The following is a 15,803-nucleotide window of genomic DNA, read 5'->3' on the forward strand; positions in this document are numbered from 1 at the left end:
ATAAAATACACACACTATCCAAATGTAATTCAGTGGCGTAGACCGGTCCGAGCGTGGAACTGTCCGCTGGAGCGGCCGCTCAGCGCTCCTCGACGTGGCGGATCTCGCAGGCGATGCCGCGGGTGCTCTCGACCATCTCGCGGCCGAACATCTCCGCGCGGCCGACGCCGAACGCCTTCGGCCCCTCGACGACGACCTCGTCGCCAACCCGGATCTCCTCGTCGGCGTCGACGACCCCCGGCGCGAGTACGCTGCCGTGGGGGACGAAGCCGTCGATCTCGACGCGCTTCGTGGGCGCGTCGCTCTCGACCCACCGTTTCGCGCCCTCGAGCGTGAACGACAGCGTGCCGTACTGGGGTACCATCGTCGCCAGCTGGGTCTCCTCGCCGTCGCGAACCTGGATCTTCGGGTAGCGGCTGGTCGTTTTGATGTCCTCGAAGAGGTCGTCGCCGGCGCCGTCGCCGAGCAGGTAGTCCGCGATCGCCCGCACCGTGTTGTGTTCTCGCTCCCGCTTGGAGTACTTCAGCTCGCCGGAGAGCGCGTTCGAGAGGTTCTCGAGGCTCTCGTCGTCGGTCGGGTGACCGCCCTCGGGAACGGTGTAGGTCACGTCGAGCTCCAGTTCAGTCTCGACGCGGGAGACGATGTCGCGGTAACCCTCGTCGGGGACGTGGGCGACGATCTTCGGGTACTCGTTTCGCTCGAGGTAGCGCTCTAACACCCGCGTGACGAACGTCTTCTCGTCTTCCGACCAGCGGCCGGTGACCACCGTATCGTAGTGCTGGGCGGGGTAGGTGGTCTCGAGTTCCTGGGGGACGACCCCGATGGGCGAGGTCATCGAGACGAGGTGGGCGCGCCACCGGATCGCGTCGTGGAACTGACCGTGGCTCTGTGACTCGCTGTAGGGCTTCTTCGCCGAACAGGGAACGAGCACGAGCGGGTTCTTGAAGCGATTTCGGTATCGGGAAGTCACCCGGTCGGCGAAGCGCTGGATCTCGACCCGGCGCAGGGTGTCCTCGGTGGCCGCGTCGAGCGCCGAATCCCGGAGTATCGGCGTCCGCTCCTCGAGGTAGCTCCACTGGCTGTCGAACTCCCGCAGCGCGGCGGTGAGCCACTGTTCCTGGCGGGCCTGGCCCTCGAGGTAGTCCCGCAGGCGGCCGTCGCGGATGCGCTGGCGGACGATCCCGAGTTCCGCGCGCAGGGCGTTCGCGTTGTGGTCGGCGCAGTCCTCGCGGGTGAACGCCTCGCGCGGTTTTTGGCAGGCCGGACAGGCACAGGGCAACTCCTCCAGATCCTCGAGGAAGTGTTCGCCCTCGCTCGTGAGGTACTTCCCCTGGGTTCCCTTGATCACCGCGCGAGCCTCGTCGAAGGCGTCGACGCCGGCGTACGCCAGCAGCGCGACGTTTCTGGGGGTGGCGACGCCCGAGAAGAACAGCGCGGTGTCGGCGGGGGTCGCCTCGCGGACGCGCACGACGGCGTCGACCAGCGCCGCACCGTGGCCCGTCACGGACTGGCCGTCCGAGAGCGCGTAGGCGTCCGTCCCGTGAGGTTCTGCGGTTTCACTCGAGACGACGGCGACGCTCGGGTAGTCGACGTCGGGGTGTGAAACGGCGAAGGACTCCTGGACCTCGGGGGCGGTTCCCCCCGGGAATCCCCGGTGGGGGAGCACCGTCAGGCGGGCGTCGTCGCCGTCGGGAACCTCGCGCTCGGCGGCCCACAGCGAGCCCGCGTCCGCGAGGACGTCGTCGACGAGCGCCGGGGTCGTGATCGGCGACTCGAGGCGGAGTTCGCCCAGGCGCGCGGCCCCGTCGCGCGCGTGAACTTCGAAGTAGTCGGTCATACTCGAACTGGGTGGCGGCGCGCGAAAGAGGCTGTCGATAGCGCCCAGGGGCTACGAGTCGGAGCCGGCGACGAACGAGTGACGGCCGAACAGCCGCCGGAGGAGGTACTCGAGGCCGCCGCCCGCGAGCGCGAGCGCCAGCGGAACGAACCAGATCCAGAGGTAGAGATCCACGAGCAACGGCGCTGCACCGGCCGGCGCCGACACCCGTCCGGCCTCGAGGACGTACGCGTACGTCGCGAAGACGGTGACCACGTACAGCCCGATCGTCACGGCGAGCGGGGTGACGAGGTGGTACCGTACCAGCGCGTAGGCGGGCACCGCCGCCAGGAAGAACGCGCCGGCGAGCACCCAGAGCTCGACGATCGGCGCCGGCGAGACGCCGTAGGAAGCGAAGACGAGCCGCCGGAGCGCGACGGTGAGTGCAACCAGGAGCCCGCCCGCGAGCGTGGCGTACTCCCGGGCGTCGACTCGACGGGTGCTGGACGGCATACTCGTGTCGGTTTACGGACTCCTTCTGCAAAGGTATAGTGTCCGGTATCACCGCGTGAGACACGGGACCGAGCGGCGAGTGGTCGTGCGTAGCCGGGCTCACCGCCCCCGTCCGACGACCGCGTCGGCGACCAGCCGCGCCTCTCCCCGCCGGAGCAGGGTCGAGGCGGTCGCCTTCGCACAGTCGAGCTCGGCGGCGACGGCCTCGAGGCCGACCGAGCGCGGAACGTCGTAGTACCCGAGTTCGTGAGCGACCGCGAGGGCCTCGCGCTGGCGGTCGGTCAGTCGCCCGCCCGCCGCCTGGGCGTGGTCGCCGATCCACCACACGGACGCCTCGAGACCCGACGGGACGCCGTCGACGGTCGCCTGCAGGTCCGCCGGGTGGCCGATCAGCGTCAGCGCCATCGTCCGGTCGGGCCGGAACTCGATCGGCGGCACCACGACGAGCGTCTCCCGGTCGAACGCGCTCGCGAGCGAGCGGCCGCGGTCGTCGAGCTCCGAGCGCGCGTAGACGAAGAAGCCGTCGCCGGCCGCCCGGAGGTCGTACTCGAGTAGGCCGTCCATCGACTCGAGGACCCGCTCGTAGGGCTCGGCGTCGCCCTCGACGTAGCTCAGGACCGTCTCGACGCCGTCGTCGGCCCGGCCCTCGAGCAGGTACTCGCGGTCGACCCGCGGGGACTCACAGACCAGTTCGTGGGTGGGGTGGAGCGCCTCCGCGTCGTAGGTGACGACGAGGCGAACGGACTTCATCGGGTCGCCGTACGCGCTCTACTTATAAACATCCTAGCTCGTTCGCGACAGCTGGTTTCGCCGAACGCGCACGAACGGGAGTATGAGCGAATCCGACGTTCCGGCCGTCGACGGGTTGCCAGTCGTCGGCAACGCGGTCGGCATGGTCCGCGACCCGTGGGGGTTCACCGAGCGCGCCGCAGCGCAGGGCGACGTCGTCCGGATGCGAATGCTCCGGCGGGAGCCGTACCTCGTGACGCATCCCGACGCGGTCCGGCGGATACTCCTGACCGACAGCGAGCGGTACCGGAAGGCCGACGTCCTGAGCGAGAGCCTCGCCGGGATCGCGGACACGGCGGTGATCGCCGCCGAGGGCGACCGGTGGCGGCGCATCCGGTCGGCGCTCGAGCCGGCGTTCGACGCACGGACCGTCTCGAACCTCGCCGAGGGGGTCGTCGCGGAGACCGAGCGCCACGTCGACGGCTGGGCGGACGGCCAGCGGATCGACGCGGGGCGAGAGGCGCGGGCGCTCACCGGCTCGCTGCTCGGAGCGGCCCTCTTCGACGACGGCTACGACGCGCTGTCGGCGGCGACCGACGGGCTGGTCGCCGCGATGGCCGACCGGTTCGAGATGCCCGCGCTGTTCGTCCCCGACTGGGTGCCGACGCGGACGAACCGGCGGTTCGACGCGGCCGCGGACCGGTTCGAGCGGGCGGTCGACCGCGCGATGGCCGACCAGCGGGCGGAGGGGAACGACCCGCGGCCGACGGACGAGTCCAGATCGGCGGGGCTCGACGTGCTCGAGACCCTCGTCACGGCGGCCGAAGAGGGGCGTCTCTCCGATCGGGAGGTGAAAGATCAGCTGTTCACCCTCCTCTTTGCCGGCCACGGGCCGGCGGCGACCGGCCTCGAGTTCGCGTGGTTCTCGCTGGCGACGACGCCCGCGGCGGCCGACGAACTGGCCCGCGAGGTGGACGAACTCGAGGACGAACCGTCGCTCGCCGCGCCGGGACCCGACTCCTACGTCGCGTCGGTCGTCGACGAGACGCTGCGGCTCTACCCGCCGGTGTTCGAGCTCTGGCGGGAGCCGACGGAGGACGTGACGCTGCGGGGCTACGAGGTACCGGCCGGAACCGAACTCATGCTCCCGACGTACACGATCCACCGCGACGAGCGGTGGTGGGACGAGCCGGAGACGTTCCGCCCGGAGCGGTGGGCGGAGGGTGACGTGCCGGCGCGCGAGTGTGCGTACGTTCCGTTCGGCGCCGGCCCCCGCACCTGCATCGGCCGCCGGCTGGCGACGCTCCAGCTTCGGCTGGCCGTCGCGACGATCGCCCGCCGCTACCGGTTCGAACTTGCACCCGGCCAGTCGCCGGATCCCGATCTGGGGCTGTCGACGACGCTCTCGCCGTCGGATCCGATCGAACTCGTCGTCCGCGAGCGATCGGACTGAGAACGCGGCCGGCTCACTCGCGCTCGAGGTAGGTCGCCGACGCCGACGTGTGCCCCCGGTTGAACGAGAGCACCTTCGCGCGGATCACGTCGCCGACCGCGAGGTCCTCGGGGAGGTCCTCGACGAAGATCACGAACCCCTCGACCTTGCCGACGGCGTGGACCTCGCCGGAGTGGTGACTCGAGAAATCCGTCACGCCGAGGGTGACGACGTCGCCGACGTCGACGGGCGGGTCGCGCTCGCGGGCCGCCCGGTGGCGCTCCCAGGACTCGCGCTCGTCCGCGGTTCGACCGCCGCGAAGCCGTCCGAGCAGCCACCAGCCGAAGACGACGACCATAGCGAGGCCGATCGCGAGCGAGCCCGTCCCGATCATAGCAGTACCGAGGCCCTCGAGCCGCCTTCGTCCTTCCGGTTCGCGGTTTCACCGGCGCGCGACGGGGCGCGGTCCGTGCGCGATCACTCGCGGTCGGTCGTCAGGTCGAGCAGGTCGACCGACGCCGGAAGCGCCTCGAGGGCCGACGCGGGCCAGCCGCGGTGGCCCACCGTGAACGCGGTTTCGGGGTTCGACTCGACGAGCCGGGCGACGCCCTCGGCGGCCGCCTCGAGGGCCGCCCGATCCGTCCGTTTCGGCACCTCGGCGGTGAGCGGGTAGGTCTTCGAGAGCGCCCGCGGAAACGGGCCGAACGGCGGGACGATCCGCCAGGAGTCGTCGTAGGCGTCCGTACTCGAGGGGTCACCCTCGGTGAGAAACACCGAGTCGGGGACCGAAAGCCGCTCGAGGCGGCGGTGGTGGCGGCGGACCTCGGGGCGGCGGGCGCTCTCGTGAGAGCCGTAGAAGAACGCGCCCTTCGAGACGGGGTCGGCGCGCTCGAGGAGGTCCGCGTGCTCGAGCAGCGCGCGGTAGCCGTCGAGCATCGTCGGGTGGGCGCGGGCGCGGCTCTCGACGAGTTCGAGGAGGTTGCCGGACCGGATCGCCCCCTTGATCCGACGGATCTCCGCGAACGTGACGTGGAGGTTGTGGGCCGCGAGGGCTTCTTCGCGCTCTCTGGCACCGAGGGCCCGAAGGTCGTCCGGGGAGTGGCTGGTGCAGACGGGACACGGACAGGGGAGATAGTCGAGGTCCTCGAGGTGGCGGGTGCCGCGGACGGTGAGGTAGCGGTCGTCGCGGGCGTACAGCGCGTAGGCGGCGGAGTCGAACAGGTCACAGCCAGCGGCGACGGCCAGGGCAAACATCATCGGGTGGCCGGCGCCGAAGAGGTGGACGGGCGCGTCGGCGGAGAGCCCGCGCTTCGCGGCGGCGATCACGTCGACCATGTCGTCGTAGCGGTACTCGTTCATCAGCGGGACGACCGCCCCGACCGGGAAGACGTCGAGGGAGGTCCCCGCAGCGTGGGCGCCGGCCGCCTCGCGCAGGTCGGGGTGCGTCGATCCCTGGACGGGCGCGTTGACGAGCATGTCGCCGACGTCGACGTCCTGGGCGGCCTCGAGGCGCTCCCGGGTGGTCTCGAGTTCCGCCGCCGCGCGCTCGCGGGGGACGTCCGGCGGGGTCGGGATGTCGACCGGAGTGCCGATGTCCGAGCCGATCTCGTGCTGGAAGCGGAGGATCTCCTCGTTCGTGACCGTGATCTCGCCGTACTCCGAGAGCTGGAACGAGCCGGAGTCGGTCATGATCGCACCGGGGAAGTCGAGCAGCTCGTGGAGCCCCTCCTCGAGGGCGCGCTCGCGGACGGAGTCGGTATTGTGGATGATGTAGGAGTTGGTGATGAGAATCTCGGCGCCGAACTCCTCGGCGAGTCGACGGGGGGCGATCGTGTCCAGGTTGGGGTTGATCACGGGCAGCAGAGCGGGGGTCTCGACGGTGACGCCGGCTCGCGGCACCGACAGCTCGCCGAGCCGGCCGGCGGCGTCCGTCGCCCGAACTTCGAAGCACTCGCGCATCGACCGTGAGTTGGCGAGGACGCCGGTAAACGTTCCGTTCCGGATCGAAAGCAAAAATCTCCCGGCGGGTGCAAGCGAGCCGCCCCGCCCCCCGTCAGTCGAGCGGGGAGTCAGGGATTGGTGACAATCGTCGCCGCGAGACGATGAAACGACCATTAGCGATCGTTGCAGCTATTGTAGCCGTGATTTCCCGCGAGATAATGGTGTAACAGTCTCCTCGTTTTAGCCTGCGAATCGGCGTACCCCCAGAGGCATGGTTTCACGACCACACAAACTCGGTGTCGTTTTCGTTGCCCTGCTGGTTGCCCTCTCGGGCGGCCCCGCACTCGCCGGTGCGACAGCAGGCGCGGACGATACCGGAGACATGAGCGTAACGCTAGAGAACGTCCAGGTAGGCACACTCGACCTCGATAACGTCACGGTCGAGAACGCCACGATCGAGGAACTCACCGTCGACGAACTCGAGATCCACAACGGCGAGGAGCTCGAGGACCTCGAGGAGGACGAGACAGACGAGAACGGCGTCGATGACGAGGAAGACGACGTCACTGACGACGAGAACGACGTCGCCGACGAGGACGAGAACGACGTCGCTGACGACGAAAACGACGTCGCTGACGACGACGAGAACGACGTCGCTGACGACGACAACGGCGTCGACGACACCGAACAGGTGACCATCTCGGACATCGAGATCGAGTCGCTCGAACTCGAGGGCGTCTCCATGGACGACCTCCAGCTCGATGAGGACGAGAACGACGTCATGGATGACGAGAACGACGTCGCCGACGACGAAGACAACGGCGTTGCTGACGATGACGACGCGATGGACGACGACGAGAACGGCGTTGACGACGAAGACAACGGCGTCGCTGACGACGAGGATAACGGCGTCGCCGATGACGACGACGCCATGGACGACGAGAACGACGTCGCTGACGACGACAACGGCGTCGACGACGATGACGCCATGGACGACGAGGCGAACGGTCAGGACCTGATCGACGAGGACGCTGACGAACTCACGGTCCAGGAGCTGACCATCGAGTCGATGCACGTCGAGCAGCTGACCATCGAAGAGCTCACCATCGAGGAGGATGACGGTATCCTCGCCGGCATCGGTGGCTTCTTCGAGGGACTGCTCGACGATAACGGCGAAGAAAACGACACCGCTGCTGACGACGAAGACGACGCCGCTGACGACGAAGACAACGGCGTTGCTGACGACGAGGACAACGGCGTCGCCGACGATGACGACGCCATGGACGATGAGAACGATGTCGCTGACGACGAAGACAACGGTGTCGCCGATGACGACGACGCCGTGGACGACGAGAACGGCGTCGACGACGGTGAAACCCAGGAGATCGACGAACTCACCATCGAGCAGTTCGACGTCACCGAACTCACGATCGAATCGATGACGGTCGAATCGCTCGAGGAGCACGACGCTGCCGACGAGGAAGACGACGAGGCCATGGACGACGAGAACGATGTCGCTGACGACGAGGACAACGGCGTCGCCGACGATGACGACGCGATGGACGACGACGAGAACGGCGTTGACGACGACAACGGTGTCGCGGATGACGACGAGAACGACGTCGGAACGACCGAAACCGTCTCACACGCCTCCGCTGAGAGCATCACGATCGAGAACGCGAACGCCGAGACGGTCACGCTCGGCGATCACAGCGGCCTCGCGGAAGCCGTCGAGGACGATGAGACCGACGACATGGATGAAGAGACCGACGACACGGACGATGAGACCGACGACACGGACGAGGAGAACGACGACACTGCGCTGCTGATGCTGGCGTAACCGTCGGAGACGACGGCCGGTAGCTCGGTCGCGCGGTCCTATTTTTCGGCGTCACCGTCGACGAACAGTCGGTAGTAGGTGACGGCGAGCACCGTCCGTCCGTCGCGGATCTCGCCCGCGCCGACGGCCTCGAGGAGGTCGTCGAACGGGGCCGTTCGCACGCGGATGCTCTCGTCGTGGTCGAGGTCCTGTTCGGCCGTCGGTCGACAGCCCCTGGCGACGAAGAGGTGCAAGAGCGAGTCGGCGATCCCGTTCGCCGGTTCGACGGTCACCAGCGGCTCGAGGGCGTCGGCCTCGTGGCCGGTCTCCTCGGCGAGTTCGCGTCGGGCGGCCGCCTCGAGGGTCGCGTCGTCGGGTTCGGTCGTGCCGACCGGCAGTCCGCGATTGACGCGGTCGACGGCCTGGCGCCACTCCTCGATGCAGACGACGTCGTCGGCGGGCGTAAACGGGAGGACGGCCACGCTCGCTGGCTCGCTCAGGTAGTCGAAGTCCGTCTCGGTTCCATCGGGAAGCTGAACGGTCTCGTTAACCACAACGAACCCCGGACAGGAGTAGGCTACCCGGCTGTCGAGGGTCTCCCAGGCGAGTGGATCAGTGGGCATACGGGCCGATACGGGGGAGTTCGCCAAAAGCGTCGTGTCACGGCCGCCGGCGAACGCCGGAGCGGCGCTCGAGGGCGACCCCTTACAGAATCCTACGCTGAGCGTTCCAGACGGGTCGGCGGCGTACCCGCTCTATAACAAAGCCACAGATCGGTGAAGGTCGGAACTCAGAGGGTGATCTATGGATCAACTAACCGGCTTCCAACGCGACCTGCTGTACGTCATCGCGGGAATGGAGCGGCCGTCAGGCCAGGAAATTCTCGACGACATCAACCGCTACATCGACCAGCCCGTGACACACGGTCGGCTGTACCCCAATCTCGATACGCTCGTCGAGCAAGAACTCGTTGAGAAGGGGCAGCTCGACCGCCGAACGAACTACTACGCCCTGACGCCGAAGGGACGACGGGTACTCGAGCAACGCCAGGAGTGGGTCAACCGGTACGTCGACGTGTAGCGGCCCCGCTCGGACGGCCGATCTCGAGGACGTCGGGTGCGGAGACACACCATTCACGCCGGCCCGACGCGGCTCGTTTCTCCCCTCGAGATCGAACCCAGCGACCGAGGAGCGACCGGTCCGTTCGAAAGCGGCGGACTGCCGGCGGCGGTACCAGTGCCGTCGAACACGCCCTCACGGCGGACACCCGTCTGCGAGCGGACGGGACGTCAGCGACCACTCGGCGAGTCCGGAGGTCGCGTCGTACCGCCGATCGGACACACCTGCCGCTCGCGGTCGCAAAATTCGGAAGAACCGTTCGAACCGTCGAACGACGCCGACGGCGTTAGCAGCCGGTGTCGTTGTCGTCGGTGACGTTGTCGTCCATGTCGTTGTCGTCGTAGCCGTTCTCGTCCGTATCGTTGTCGTCGTAGCCGTTCTCGTCCGTATCGTTGTCGTCGTAGCCGTTCTCGTCGGCGTCGTCATCGCCCGGGCAGGGGTCGTCCTCGGGTTCGTCGGTCGGCTCCTCTTCGGGGTCGTCGTCGACCGGTTCCTCTTCGGGGTCGTCGTCGACCGGTTCCTCTTCGGGGTCGTCGTCGACCGGTTCCTCTTCGGGGTCGGCCTCGTCGTCGGCCATCGGTCCGTCGACGGTGACCGTGACCGTTAACTCGCGGTCGTCGCCCTCGCCGGCCTCGAGGTAGCCGATCGCGTAGGCGGAGTAGGCCGTTCCCTCCTCGAGATCCGCCTCGACGGTCGCGACGGCGTCGGTCGCCTCCTCTGTCGCGTCGTCGGGGTCGGCCTCCTCCGGTGCGGCTTCCTCGTCGTCGGCCGCCTCCTCGGTGTCGTCGTAGCCGTTGTCCTCGTCGTCGGCGACACCGTTGTCGTCGTAACCGTTCTCGTCGGTGTCGTCGTAGCCGTTCTCGTCGGTATCTTCGTAACCGTTCTCCTCGGTGTCGTCGACGTCGGTCTCGTCGTCCGGCGCCGCGTCGTCGGCCGGCTCCTCGCCCGCGGGCCTGACCTCGAGGGAGTACGAGCCAGCCGGCAGCGGGAGGTAGTTGCTCGAGTCGCCGAACTCGAGGGCGCTGACCAGCGGCGACTCCCCGCCGGCGGCGTAGACGTCGACCGCCGGGGCGTCGGGCGAGCCGTGGACCACGCGCAGGAGCGAGGCGCCCGCGTCGACGAGCACCAGCGGGCGGAACGTGTCGGCCTCGAGTTCGCCGACCGCGGCGATCGTGTAGAAGGCCTGGCCGAACGTGACGTCGCCCTCGAAGGCGACCGTGTCGGGGTCGCCCGCGGCCGTCACTTCCACCGCGTACGTTCCCGGCGCGATCTCGAGATACGGAGAGACCTCGTCGTAGGCGAGGTCCGAGAGCACCTGGTCCCCGTCGACGTAGACGTCCACGTTCGGCGCGTCGGGCGAGAAGTGGGCGACGCGAACCGCGGCGGTCGCGGCCGGTTCCTCGCCGTCGGCGTCGGCCGGCTCGTCGGTCTCGCGCTCGTCGTCCTCGTGTTCGCCCGCGGCGAACACCGTTCCGGCCATCGCCGTTCCCGCCCCGATAGCCCCTAACGTCTGCAGCGTCGTGCGTCGTGTGATCGTCATGATGCACCTACAACGGGGTAACAGAGTCGTAAAAACGAGCCAGTCAGTACGCCTGATTGTCCCGTCGTTTCCACGGTCCCGCCGGCGGTAGGGTCGGTGTACGTGTCAGTAAGTGGCGCCTACAGGGCGGGGCTACTCGAATGAGACGTGTGAGAGGTCTGCCTCGAGGTCGTCGACGTGCTCGTTGAACGCGCGGACGAAGCCGCCGACCTCCCCGGCGTAGCGCCGGAGGTCCGCCGGCGACGGGGGTTCGTACTGCGAGACCAGGTAGACCCCGCCCTCGCCGCCGACGCGCAGGTAGGAGGCCGCCTCGCCGTCCCACTTCAGCTCCCAGCGCGTCCCCGAGACGGTGGTCGCGTACGTGCCGTACTCGCCCTCGAAGCGGTAGCACTCGCTGGCGATCGCGTCGGCGACGTCGCGGATCCGCCCGCAGAGCCGGTCGCGCTCGGCGACGAGTTCCGCGCTCGAGGCGACGTCCGGGAACTCGCAGTCGACGCCGTCGAGGACGCCCGCGAAGGAGGTGACGTACTCGTTGAACGCGGCGACGAACGCGTCGTAGTCGGCCATCGCCGCCGCCAGCGATTCGGGTTCGGGGGGCTGTTTGGTCGAGACGACGTACGTCTCGGAACCCGACTTCGGCTCGTATCGGAGGTACTGGATCGCGCCCGCCTCGTACTTCAGCGTCCACGTCCCGGCGTCGGTGTCGAACGTCTCCTGGCCGTAGTCGCCGCCCTTGAGGAGGGCCAACTCGCGGGCGATTTCGCCGGCGTGGTCTCGAACCTCCGCGACGAGGGCGTCGCGCTCGGCTGCAGCGTCGTCGCCGCTCTCGATCGCGGCCTCGAGTCTCTCGGTCATCCTCGTGTGGGAGGGACCGAACGGGCGTAACGGTTGTGGCTCGAGCGCGGGGGAACCCGAGTGTGGGGCGGTCGTCCCTCAGTAGGGGTAGCCGGGGTAGACCGCGCCGCTGATGCCGGGGAAGTTCCGCGGGATCGCGGTGTTCAGCCACTGGTTGGCGTGGCGGACCTGGGGCCAGTTCAGGTCCGATCCGTCGCGTCGGATCTCGAAGTGGAGGTGGTCGCCGGTACAGGTGCCGGTACAGCCCATGTCGCCGATGCGCTCGCCGGCGCTGACCCACGCCCCCTGTGAGGTGCGGAACTCCGAGAGGTGGGCGTAGCGGCTCTCGTAGCCGTTGCCGTGGTCGATGTAGACCACGTTCCCGTAGCCGCTGGCCCAGCCGGCGTAGGTGACGGTGCCCTGGCGGGCGGCGAAGATCGGCGTGCCGCGGTCGTTGGCGATGTCGATGCCGCGGTGGTAGCCGTGGGAGCGGTCGTCGCCCCAGATCGAGGAGACGGAGCCCCAGGTGCCGTAGGAGAAGTTGGGGTGGGCGGTCCAGTCCTCGGCGACGTAGCCCTCGACGCGGCTCGTGTCGTTGCCACAGCCGTTGACCCGGACCTCCCACCAGGTGTGGCCGTCGTTACTGTACGGGCCGCTCTCGATGATCATCCCGGTGCCCTCCTGGGCGGTCTTGACGACGCCCGCGCCGGTGGTCGGCTGGCTGCGGACGTTGAGGTTACCGGTCGTGTAGATCGGCTCGTGGGTGCCGTGTGCGTCGGCGGTCTCCGAGAAGGCGACCGGCGCGAGGAAGCCCGCCGCGGCGAGCCCCGCCGCCCCGCCGAGGACCGACCGGCGGCTCACCCCGTCGTCCTCGAGCCGTTCGCGGTGCTCTCGAGCCTTCGCGGCGAACTCCTCGGCGGTCAGCTCGAGCTTCCGGCGGTCGATCCGGCGCTGGACCGCCTCCATATCGTCCGGCTGGCCGCAGCTACCGGTGTGTTCGGGTGTCTGGCAACCGTGTCCATCGTCATGTGTCGACATGGTACGACGACACATTGAAAATCATGAGTAATAAATTCCTATGATAATTAGTTTCGGAAACCACGGGTGCAAATACTACGAGCGGTCGTCCGGACGCCGCTGTGGTCGTCTCAGATCGAGTAGGTGACTCGAGGGCGCGACGGCCGCGACCGAGTGCTGTCGCTCGGCGGGTAGCGTCCATAAAAAACCGCACCGCATGAGACCGGAGTGATCCGGTTAGTTCAGCTGCTTAGTTCTGGCGGCGGAGTGCCAGCATGGCAGCGCCGAGGAGTGCGACGATCGCGACAGCGATGCCGAATCCGGGCTGGCCGTCGTCGTCAGACGGCTCGTCGTCGTCGTCGCCGTCGTCGGCGTCGCCGTCGTCGATGCCGTCGTCGCCGTCGTCGACACCATCGTCGGTGCCGTCGTCGGTGCCGTCATCGGTGCCGTCGTCCTCGCCTTCGACTGCAACGGAGCCGGAGTCAGAGGCGTCACCTGCGGTGACTTCCCAGCTGACTTCGCCTTCCTCATCGGTTGGGATGTCGAAGGAGCCTTCCCACGAGTCCTCACCCGCGAGTTCCTTCTCGTGACCCTCGACTTCCTCGCCGTCGATCGTGACAGCGAAGTCGAACGTCGCGTTCTCCGCGCCGTTGTTCGTGATGGTCACGTCGAGGGTGGCGTCGTCGCCGACGTCAACGCTCGAGGGTGCCTCACCGACAACGTCGAGGTCCTGCTCGGGTTCCTCGTCGGTGCTCTCGGTGAGCACGCCGTTAACCTCGTCCTCAGTGCCTTCGGCTTCCGTCGCGGTCAGAACGAACTCGGTGCCGCTCTCGTATGCCGAGAAGTCGAACGTGGTGTCGAACGTTCCGTCACCGTCGACAACAGTGGTTGCCGAGGAGACGAACACACCGGGGGCGCGGACGCGCGTGTCGACATCCGTACCGGGTGCAACGTTCGTCGTACCGGAGACGGTGGAGTTCTCGTTAGCGGGGACTTCCGCAACGTCCTCGTCCCACGCCAGTTCGCGCTCTTCAGTCGAGAATTCGCTGGATGCGCTCTCGTCATCGTCGAGGTAGTAGTCGTCCTCGAGGATGGTGAATTCGACTTCGTAGTCGTCACCGATCTCGAGTTCGTCAGCGTCCTCGTAGTCAACCGTAAGGACGAGGTGGCCCTCATCCTGGTTGGCCTCGATGATCGTCACGTCAAGGCTGTGGTCACCCGAGCCGTCGGTGCTCCAGGTGAGTGGGTCAGCGTTTGGCGAGTGGTCGAGCTCGTGGAGCTCAAGCGCGAAGTGCTCGTCGAGCTCGGAGAGGTCGCTCGCGTCACCGAAGTACGCGTGGAAGCTCTCGATGTCGACGGTCACGAGCAGGTCGTCACCAGCGGTGATCGAGTCCGTCTCGGTGACCGTGGCGTCCTCGTAGTCGTCAACGTCGCTCACGGAGTCAGCGGGGGCAGTCCAGACCGTGACTGCGTCCTCGCTGAGCTCGGTGCGGTCTTCAAGGGTCAGGAACGCGGTGTCGTGCTCCTGCAGGAGTTCACCAGCGCCATCGTCAGCGTCAGTGTCCCAGCCCTGACCGATTGCGAGCTCGTAGTCACCAGCGGCGAGAGCGCTGCTGAGACCACCAGCTAAGACCTCCTCGATCTCGACATCAGCGTCGTCAGAGTCGAAAGCAGCGTGGCTGCCAGTGTCGCCCTCATCTACGTTGTGGGCCTCTGCGGTGTTGATGTCAAGGGTGGTGTTCTCCTCAGCGTTCGTGATGTGGAGAACAACCTCGTAGTTGACGTCGTCTTCGTCACCGACAACAACGTATGCTTCGTCGGTGTTGTCGAGTTCAAGGTCGATGCCCGCAATGTTGCTGCGTTCTTCGACGTTGGTCGACTCGACGAAGTTCAGGGAGACGTCTTCGTCAGTCACGGTGATCTCTGCCGTGTCAGATGCGCTCGTGTCAGCGGACTCGAAGACGAACTCGTAGTCGCCTGCGGGGATGTCGCTGAAGTCAGCGTTGAAGTCACCGCGGTCCTCGAGGACGACGTAGCCGTCCTCAGCGTGCTCGTCATCAGCATCCGTGAAGATGTCTGTGAGCTGGCTGGCGCTCAGGTTCTCTTCACTAACTTCAGTGGCGAACGAGGAGCGCGAGGAGTCGATCTCGAGCGTCGTGCTCGAGCCGTCAACGTTCGCGATCATGTCGTCCTCGAAGTCAGCCGTCAGCTCGTGGCTGCGGACGGTGAACTGGTGCCTGTCGCTGGAGTCGCCGGTTGCCTCGACAGCTCCAGTGTCGTCGTCGACGCTAACACCGGTAAGCACGTAGGAACCGGAGTCACCAACGGAGAACTCAATCTCATCTCCCTGGGAGACTTCGAATTCACGGACCCAGTCGCCCAGATCGTCCTCGTCGCCTTCGTAGAGGTCGATCATCTGTTCGCCATCTGCATCGTCAATCGTGAGTGTTGCGTCTTGGCCGACGTATACACGGTCGGACTCTGAGAGGTCGACCGAAGTATCCTCGGCGTGGTCTGCAACGACTGCGCCAGGGGCGACAGCCATCGCAAACACGGAGAAGACCATCAGCGCAGCCATGAGGACTGCACGTGACTTGTCTTTGTAGTTGCCTGTCATTGTTATGTTGTGTCTGTCTTTTGGAAACCGCTTCGGCGCATATCCACATCCGGGTATTGCCGAATCGAATTTCCTGGTCGGGTAGGGGTGTTTCTGCCTTTCGTCATATCTGTAATAAGCTTTCTGTCTTATATCTCTGTTATAATAGGTGTCTATGTGAAGCGAGACCGCTACCCGTCGGCGGGGTCAGTAACCGCGCGCGACCCTCCTACCACGTACGCTGTTCTTCTCTAATTCCATACATTCTATGCAATCCACCTAATCGCCCCTCGAGGCGGCCTATCCCCTCCGACGAAACCGTCCAGTCTCGCCACCCGCCGAAATCCTCGAGGACCTGTCATAGAACGCGGTCGGGCGCGGATTGGGCTCGAGCGGGGCCTCGAGGCCACCCTCTGCGGCGTGGTGATTTATAAGCGAGGCGGCGGC

General features: G+C 67.0%; 12 protein-coding genes and 1 pseudogene. 3 read left to right on the forward strand and 10 right to left on the reverse strand.

What is annotated here, in order from left to right:
• Positions 1-79: 79 nt before the first annotated feature.
• The 3 genes from arcS to NMQ11_RS05925 form a co-directional block, all read right to left on the reverse strand.
• Entirely contained in the window at positions 80-1,837 is a 1,758-nt protein-coding gene (arcS, locus tag NMQ11_RS05915; RefSeq protein WP_255170487.1) for an archaeosine synthase subunit alpha, read from the reverse strand.
• 51 nt (positions 1,838-1,888) lie between these two features.
• Positions 1,889-2,329: a hypothetical protein gene (locus tag NMQ11_RS05920; protein WP_255170488.1), complete on the reverse strand. Its 441-nt coding sequence runs from the start codon at positions 2,327-2,329 to the stop codon at positions 1,889-1,891.
• Positions 2,330-2,428: 99 nt separating this feature from the next.
• On the reverse strand, positions 2,429-3,079 hold the full coding sequence (locus NMQ11_RS05925) for a helix-turn-helix domain-containing protein (protein ID WP_255170489.1): 651 nt from the start codon (positions 3,077-3,079) through the stop codon (positions 2,429-2,431).
• 82 nt (positions 3,080-3,161) lie between these two features.
• Here NMQ11_RS05925 and NMQ11_RS05930 point away from each other — a divergent pair, with 82 nt between their 5' ends.
• Positions 3,162-4,511, forward strand: coding sequence for a cytochrome P450 (locus NMQ11_RS05930; RefSeq protein WP_255170490.1), 1,350 nt, complete (start codon positions 3,162-3,164; stop codon positions 4,509-4,511).
• A gap of 13 nt (positions 4,512-4,524) precedes the next feature.
• On the opposite strand, the gene NMQ11_RS05935 is transcribed toward NMQ11_RS05930, so the two are convergent.
• On the reverse strand, positions 4,525-4,884 hold the full coding sequence (locus NMQ11_RS05935) for a TRAM domain-containing protein (RefSeq protein WP_255170491.1): 360 nt from the start codon (positions 4,882-4,884) through the stop codon (positions 4,525-4,527).
• Positions 4,885-4,967: 83 nt separating this feature from the next.
• On the reverse strand, positions 4,968-6,449 hold the full coding sequence (gene tgtA / locus NMQ11_RS05940) for a tRNA guanosine(15) transglycosylase TgtA (protein WP_255170492.1): 1,482 nt from the start codon (positions 6,447-6,449) through the stop codon (positions 4,968-4,970).
• 253 nt (positions 6,450-6,702) lie between these two features.
• Between tgtA and NMQ11_RS05945 the strand changes: the two genes are divergently transcribed.
• Positions 6,703-8,271, forward strand: a complete 1,569-nt coding sequence (locus NMQ11_RS05945; RefSeq protein ID WP_255170493.1) for a hypothetical protein — start codon at positions 6,703-6,705, stop codon at positions 8,269-8,271.
• A 38-nt stretch (positions 8,272-8,309) separates the two neighbouring features.
• On the opposite strand, the gene NMQ11_RS05950 is transcribed toward NMQ11_RS05945, so the two are convergent.
• Positions 8,310-8,873, reverse strand: a complete 564-nt coding sequence (locus tag NMQ11_RS05950; RefSeq protein WP_255170494.1) for an NUDIX hydrolase — start codon at positions 8,871-8,873, stop codon at positions 8,310-8,312.
• A gap of 181 nt (positions 8,874-9,054) precedes the next feature.
• Here NMQ11_RS05950 and NMQ11_RS05955 point away from each other — a divergent pair, with 181 nt between their 5' ends.
• Positions 9,055-9,330 carry a PadR family transcriptional regulator gene (locus tag NMQ11_RS05955; RefSeq protein WP_255170495.1) on the forward strand — a complete coding sequence of 92 codons (276 nt, stop codon included), beginning with the start codon at positions 9,055-9,057 and terminating at the stop codon, positions 9,328-9,330.
• Positions 9,331-10,300: 970 nt separating this feature from the next.
• Here NMQ11_RS05955 and NMQ11_RS05960 read toward each other — a convergent pair.
• The 4 genes and pseudogenes from NMQ11_RS05960 to NMQ11_RS05975 form a co-directional block, all read right to left on the reverse strand.
• Positions 10,301-10,909: pseudogene (locus NMQ11_RS05960) on the reverse strand (DUF4397 domain-containing protein); the annotation flags it as partial.
• Positions 10,910-11,041: 132 nt separating this feature from the next.
• Positions 11,042-11,764 (reverse strand): profilin-fold protein, encoded by a 723-nt coding sequence (locus NMQ11_RS05965; RefSeq protein WP_255170496.1) that lies wholly within the window; start codon positions 11,762-11,764, stop codon positions 11,042-11,044.
• Positions 11,765-11,842: 78 nt separating this feature from the next.
• The gene (locus tag NMQ11_RS05970) at positions 11,843-12,781 is read right to left on the reverse strand and encodes a peptidoglycan DD-metalloendopeptidase family protein (RefSeq protein WP_255170497.1); all 939 of its coding nucleotides are present in this window, start codon (positions 12,779-12,781) and stop codon (positions 11,843-11,845) included.
• A 229-nt stretch (positions 12,782-13,010) separates the two neighbouring features.
• A complete protein-coding gene (locus NMQ11_RS05975; RefSeq protein ID WP_255170498.1) occupies positions 13,011-15,377 on the reverse strand; it encodes a BGTF surface domain-containing protein in 2,367 nt (788 codons plus the stop codon).
• Between the last annotated feature and the right edge of the window lie 426 nt (positions 15,378-15,803).

It is taken from the genome of Natrononativus amylolyticus (assembly GCF_024362525.1).
Taxonomy (GTDB): Archaea; Halobacteriota; Halobacteria; order Halobacteriales; family Natrialbaceae; genus Natrononativus; species Natrononativus amylolyticus.